The organism is Saccharothrix longispora (assembly GCF_030852425.1).
Lineage (GTDB): Bacteria > Actinomycetota > Actinomycetes > Mycobacteriales > Pseudonocardiaceae > Actinosynnema > Actinosynnema longispora.
Genome location: NZ_NSDM01000009.1, coordinates 1 through 7,051, shown reverse-complemented (window position 1 = coordinate 7,051; position 7,051 = coordinate 1). Strand labels below are relative to the sequence as shown.

Sequence of the window (7,051 nt, the reverse complement as noted above, 5' to 3'; positions counted from 1 at the left end):
GGTGGTGACGTGCGGGGTGGGCGTGGCGTCAGGAGATGCCGAACTCCGAGCCCAGGAACTCGAACACCTCGTCGTCGGAGGCCGTGTCGAGGTCCGGGGTGTCGCGTGGTGCGCCGTCGCAGCGGGCGGCGAGGGCGCGGAGCCGTTCGGCGACCCGACCCCGGGCGGCCGGTTCGCCCGGTCCGAGGTCGGCCAGCGCCTTCTCCAGCCGGTCGACCTCGGCGAGCAGCCGGTCGTCCGGGCTCGTCTCGGCGACGGCGGGCAGCAGCAGGGCGCGCAGGCGTTCGGCGAGCGCGGCCGGTGACGGGTAGTCGAAGACGACCGTGCGGGCCAGGTCGAGCCCGGTGGCGGCGGCGAGCCGGTTGCGGAACTCGACCGCGGTGAGCGAGTCGAAGCCCAGGTCGGTGAACACCTGGTCGGCCGTCACGTCGTCCGCGCCCCCGTACCCGAGGACGGCCGCCGCGACGCCGCGCACGAGCCGGGTCAGGGTGGACACCCGCTCCGGTTCCGGCATGGCGGCGAGGCGCGCGGTGAGGTCACCGGAGTCCTCGGCCTGACCGGTCGCGGTGTCGGGGGTCGCGGGCCGGGCCCCCGGGATGGCGTCGAACAGGCGGGTCGGCCGCACGGTGTCGATGCCCGGCCCGTAGACCGACCAGTCGATGTCGGCGAGTGTCAGCGTCGTGTCGCCCAGGCGCAGCGCCTGGTTGAGGGCGGAGACGCCGAGCGCGGGCGCGATCGGGGTGACGCCCGCGCGGCGCATCCACGCCTCCACGGCCGGGTCCGCGCCCATGCCCGCCTCGCCCCACGGCGACCAGGACACCGACAGCGCGGCCAGGCCCCGGTCGCGGCGGTGCTCGGCGAGGGCGTCGAGCAGCGCGTTCGCTGCGGCGTAGCTGCCCTGCGCGCCCGCGCCCAGGCTGCCCGCGATGGACGCGCACAGCACGAACCGGGTCAGGTCGAGGTGCTCGGTGAGGGTGTGCAGGTGCCAGGCGGCGACGGACTTCGCCGCGAGCATCGCGTCCAACCGCCCGGGGGTGAGGTCGTCGAGCATGCCGTCGTCCAGCACGCCCGCCGCGTGCACCACCCCGGTCAGGTCGGGCAGGTCGCCGACCAGGCGGGCGAGGGCGTCGCGGTCGGCGGCGTCGCACGCCACCACGTCCGCCCGCGCGCCCAGTGCGGCCAGGTCGTCGCGCAGCGCCCCGGCACCGGGCGAGTCGATCCCGCGCCTGCTCGTCAGCACCAGGTGCGGCACGCCGGCGCGGGCCAGGTCGCGGGCGATCCAACCGCCGAGCGCGCCGGTGCCGCCGGTGACCAGGACGGTGCCGTCGGCGGCGGGGTCCGTGCCGCCGGGGCCGCCGGTGGCGGGGACGAGCCGGCGGGCGTGCGCCCCGGTGCCGCGCAGCGCCACCTGGTCCTCGCCCGCCGGTCCGCAGAGCAGGTCGGCCAGCCGGCCGGCGGTGGCGCGGTCGACCTCGTCGGGCAGGTCGACCAGGCCGCCCCAGCGGTCGGGGTGCTCCAGCGCGACCCCGCGCCCGAGGCCCCACACGCCCGCCTGGGCGGGCGCCCGGAGGGGTTCGTCGGGGCCGGTCGACACCGCGCCCCTGGTCAGGCACCACAGGGGTGCGGTGGTGCCGGTGTCGCCCAAGGCCTGGACGAGCGCGACGGTCGCGCCGACACCGGCGGGGTCGGCGGGCGGCCCGTCGTCGGCCGCGCCGAGCAGCGAGACCACGCCCCGCAGGTCGTGGTGACCGCGCACCGCCCCGGCCAGGCCGTCACGGGTCGCGTCGTCCACCTCGACCACCTCGACGGTGCCCAGGGCTGCCAGCGCGGCGTCGGCCCACGCCCGGTCGAGGCGGGCCGGCACCAGGGCCAGCCAGCGGCCGGAGCGGTCGGCCGGGGCCGGGTCGGGGACCGGGGTCCAGGCGATCCGGTACCGGCAGCGGTCGGCGGCGGCGCGCTCGCGGCTCCGATCGCGGAAGGCGGCCAGCGCGGGCAGCACGGCGTCCACCGCCTCGCGGTCGACGCCGAGCGCGGCGGCCGGGTCGTCGGCGGTGAGGGCGGTCCACCAGTCGTCGCCCGCCTGCCGCGGCCGGGCGGCCGGTTCCGGCCAGAAGCCCTGGTGCTGGAACGGGTAGGTCGGCAGGTCGACGGGACGCGCGCCCAGGTCGGCGAAGACGGCGTCCCAGTCGAGCGGCACGCCGTGGACGTGCAGGTGGGCCAGCGCCGACGCGGCGGCGGCGTCCTCCGCGCGGTCGCGGCGCAGCAGCGGCACGGACGGCCTGCCGGTGGCGTCGCCCGCGAGGGCTGCCAGCGCGCCGTCCGGCCCGAGTTCCAGGAACACGTCCACGCCGAGGTCTGCGGCGGTCCGGACCGCGTCGGCGAAGCGCACGGTCGCGCGCGCCTGCCCGGCCCAGTACTCCGCGCCACCCCAGTCGTCCCCGGCGACCAGGCCGGTCACCGTGGACACGACGGGCACGGCGGGACGTCCGGTGACGGCGTCGCGCGCCGCCCGGGCCAGGTCCTCCACCACGGTGTCCATACGTGGTGAGTGAAATGCGTGCGAGACCGGCAAACGCCTAGTCTTTCGGCCGAGGGCGGCGCACCCGGCCGCGACGGCCTCCGCCCCGGCCTCGTCGCCGGCCACGACGACCGACCCCGCGCCGTTCACCGCGGCGATCGACACACCGGCCGTGAGCAGCGGCGTCATCTCGTCCTCGGTCGCCTCGACGGCGATCATCGCCCCGCCGGGCGGCAGCGCGCCCATGAGCGCACCGCGCGCGGCGACCAGCGCGCACGCGTCCGCCAGCGACAGCACGCCGCCTACGTGCGCGGCGGCCAGCTCGCCGACGGAGTGCCCGACGAGGGCGGCCGGCCGCAGGCCCCACGACTCGACCAGGCGGAACAGCGCGACCTCGACCGCGAACAGCGCGGGCTGGGTGAACTCGGTGCGGTCGAGCAGGTCGGCCTCGGGCGTGCCGGGTTCGGCGAACAGGACCGGCCGCAGCGGCCGCGCGAGCGCGTGGTCCAGGTGGGCGAGCACCTCGTCCAGCGCGGCGGCGAACACCGGGTACGCCTCCGCCAGCTCGCGCCCCATGCCGGGCCGCTGCGCGCCCTGCCCGGAGAACAGCAGGCCGACGCGCGCGGGCGCGGTCACCACCCCGTCGAGCGCCGGCTCGCCGGCGGCGAGCGCGGCGAGGTCCCCCACCAGGGTGTCCGCGTCACCGGACACGGCGGCGCGGTGGTCGAACGCCGCACGGCCCACCGCGAGCGCGCGGGCGACGTCGCGCGGGTCGACGTCGGCGTCGCGCAGGTGGGCGGCGAGCCGGGCGGCCTGGTCGCGCAGCGCGGCGGGGGTGCGGGCGGACAGCACCCACGGCACGGCGCGGCGCGGTCCGCGCGGCGGCGGCATCGCGGCGGGGGCCTGCTCGACGACGACGTGCGCGTTCGTGCCGCTCACCCCGAACGACGAGACGCCCGCCCGGCGCGGGGCGCCGGTCTCCGGCCAGGGCCGGGCCTCGGTGAGGAGTTCCACCGACCCGGCGGTCCAGTCGACGTGCGTGGTGGGCGTGTCCACGTGCAGGGTCTTCGGCACGGTGCCGTGCCGCATGGCCTGGACGACCTTGATGATCCCGGCGACGCCGGCGGCGGACTGCGCGTGCCCGAGGTTGGACTTGAGCGAGCCGAGCAGCAGCGGGCGCTCGCGGTCCTGCCCGTAGGCGGCGATGATCGCCTGCGCCTCGATCGGGTCGCCCAGGACGGTGCCGGTGCCGTGGGCCTCGACCACGTCCACGTCGGACGGGGCGAGGCCGGCGTTGGCGAGCGCCTGCCGGATCACCCGCTGCTGCGAGGGCCCGTTGGGCGCGGTGAGGCCGTTGGACGCGCCGTCGGAGTTGACCGCGCTGCCCTTGACGACGGCCAGCACCTGGTGGCCGTTGCGGCGCGCGTCGGACAGCCGCTCCAGGACGAGCACGCCGACGCCCTCGGACCAGCCGGTGCCGTCGGCGGCGTCGGAGAACGCCTTGCAGCGGCCGTCCGGCGCGAGGCCGCCCTGCGTGCTGAAGTCGATGAACGCGGCCGGCGTCGTCATCAGCAGCACGCCGCCCGCCAGCGCCAGGTCGCACTCGCCCGAGCGCAGCGACTGCGCGGCCAGGTGCAGGGCGACCAGCGAGGACGAGCACGCGGTGTCCACGGACACCGCCGGCCCTTCGAGGCCGAGCAGGTAGGCGACCCGGCCGGACAGCACGCTGGTGGCGTTGCCCAGGCCGACGTGGGCGAGCACGTCCGCGCCGGACCCGGCCAGCAGCTGCGGGTAGTCGTGGACGTTGTTGCCCGCGAACACTCCGGTGGCCGTGCCGGCCAACGACCTGGGGTCGATGCCGGCGCGCTCGACCGCCTCCCAGGTGACCTCCAGCAGGAGGCGCTGCTGCGGGTCCATCGCCAGCGCCTCGCGCGGCGAGATGCCGAAGAACGCCGCGTCGAACCGGTCGACCCCCGCGACGAACCCGCCGTGCCGGGTGGACGAGCCGCCGCCGTCGAACAGGCCGGCCAGGTCCCAGCCCCGGTCCACCGGGAAACCGGTGATGCCGTCCCGGCCCTCGACGACCAGCCGCCACAGGTCCTCCGGTGACGCGATGCCGCCCGGGTAGCGGCAGCCCATGCCGACGATCACGACCGGGTCGGTCCCGGCGTGGTCGTCGGCGGTGTCGGCGGTGGCGCGGACCGCGCGGGCGTCGTCCACGCCGGCCAGGTGCGCGGCCAGGGCCTCCGGCGTGGGGTGGTCGAACACGAGCGTCGCGGGGAGCGGCCGGCCGAGGTCGGCGGCGAGCGCGGTGCGCAGCTCGACGGCGGTGAGGGAGTCGAAGCCCATCGACTGGAACGCGCGGCGCGGGTCGACCGCGTCCGGCGAGCCGTGGCCCAGCACGTCGGCGACCCGGGCCAGGACCAGGCGGAGGAGGTCCGCGGTGGGCGGCGGCCCGGCCTGGGGCGCGGGCCGCGGTCGGGTCCTCGCCGCCGGGATCGCGGCGAGGAGGGCGTTCGGGCGGGGCAGGACGGCGGCGTAGCGAGCCCAGTCCACGTCCACGGCGACCCGGCCGCCGGCGTGCTCGGGGGCCTGGTGGTCGAGGGCGGCGAGGGCGTCGGCGGGGTCGAGGACCGCCATGCCGGCTCGGCGCATCCGCTCCCGGGCCGTGTCGCCGACCCCGGCCCACGGGGACCAGCGCACGAGCGCGTCGGGTGCGACGGCCCCGGCGAGCGCGCCGACCGCGGCGTCGAAGGCCTGGCCGGGCGCGCCGAGCAGCGAGGCGAGCGGTGCGGCGACGACGAACTCGTCCGCCCCCTCGGCCAGGGCGGCGGCCGTGCGCAGGCAGGCGGCGGCGCGGCCCAGCGCGGCGGCGGTCGTGACGGGGTCGAGGGTGTCCAGCACCCCGTCGACGGTGGTGCGGACGGCGTGGAGGACGCCGGTGAACGGGCCGAGCGCGTCGAGGGTGGTGAACGCGGTCGGGTCGGCCAGGTCGCAGGCCACGACGGTGACCTCGGCGCCGCGCTCCTCCAGTTCGGCGGTCAGGTCGTCGGCGTCCCCGCGCCGGCCGACCAGCACCACCCGGCGGGCGTCGGCGGCGGCCCTGCGGGCGAGGTGCCGGCCGAGCGCGCCCGTGCCGCCGGTGACGAGGACCGTGCCGTGCTCCCGCTTCCCGACGGGCCCGGGGTCGGCGGGGACGAGCCGCCGCGCGAACACGCGGTCACCGCGCACCGCCGCCTGGTCCTCCCCGGCGGCCAGCACGGCGGCCAACCGACCGGGACCGCCGTGCGCGGGCAGGTCGACGATCCCGCCCCAGCGGTCCGGGTGCTCGACGGCGGCGACGGCCGCGAACCCCCACAGCGCGGCCTGGGCCGGGTCGGCGGGCGGGTCGCCGGGCAGGGCGACCGCGCCCCGGGTGACGCACCAGACCGGCGCGGTCACGCCCGCGTCCCCCACGCCCCGGAACGCGGCCAGGAAGTCGGCCGGGCCGCCGGTCACGACCACCCCGCCGGGGCGTCGCTCCCCCACCAGGGCGGCCACCGCCGCCCGGTCCGCGCCGCCGTCGAGCGGCAGGTGCTCGGCACCGAGGTGGGCCGCGAGGCCGGCGTCCGGACCGATCACCAGCCACGGGCCCCGCAGTGCGCCGCCGACCTCGCGCGCCACCCACTCCACCACGTGCTCGCGGCCGTCGGCGGGTCGGTCGAGCGGGTCGGGCCAGAAGCGCTCCCGCTGGAACCGGTAGGTGGGCAGGTCGACGTGCCCGCCCTCGCCGTGCAGCGCCGACCAGTCGACGCGTACGCCCGCGACGTGCAACCGCGCCAGCGCGTCGACGACGGCCTGCCGCTCGTCGCGTCCCTTGCGCAGCAGCGGCACGGCACCCGGTGCGGCGGCGCTCAGCGTCGCGTCCGGTCCGACCTCCACCAGGACGCGCTCGTCGCCGACCTCGTCCGTCGCCGCCCGCACGGCGTCGGCGAACCGCACCGGCTCGACGACCTGCTCCACCCAGTAGTCGGCGTTCGCCAGGTCGGCCACCGCGCCGGTCACCGTCGAGACGACCGGGATGGACGGCGTCCCGAACGACACCCCGTCGAACGCCTTCCGGAATTCACGCCGCATCGGCGACACCAACGGCGAGTGGAAGGCGTGCGACACGGCGAGCCTGCGCGTCCGGTGCCCGCGTTCGGCCAACTCCGACGCGGCGGCCAGCACCGCCGTCTCCTCGCCGGACAGCACCACCGCACGCGGACCGTTCACCGCCGCCAACGCCACGGCACCACCCAGGTACGGCGCGACCTCGTCCTCCGACGCCTCGACGGCCACCATCGCCCCGCCCCCCGGCAACGCCGCCATCAACCGGCCCCGCGCCACCACCAGACGACACGCGTCCTCAAGCCCCAGCACACCGGACACGTGCGCGGCCGCGAACTCCCCCACCGAATGCCCCACCAGGAAATCCGGACGCACACCCCACGACTCGAGCAACCGGAACAGCGCCACCTCGACCGCGAACAACGCCGGCTGCACCACCGCCGT

The 7,051-nt window shown here is 77.9% G+C and carries 1 pseudogene; it reads right to left on the bottom strand.

What is annotated here, in order from left to right:
- Positions 1-28 precede the first annotated feature (28 nt).
- Positions 29-7,042 (bottom strand): annotated as a pseudogene (locus CKY47_RS21105) (type I polyketide synthase); the annotation flags it as partial.
- Between the last annotated feature and the right edge of the window lie 9 nt (positions 7,043-7,051).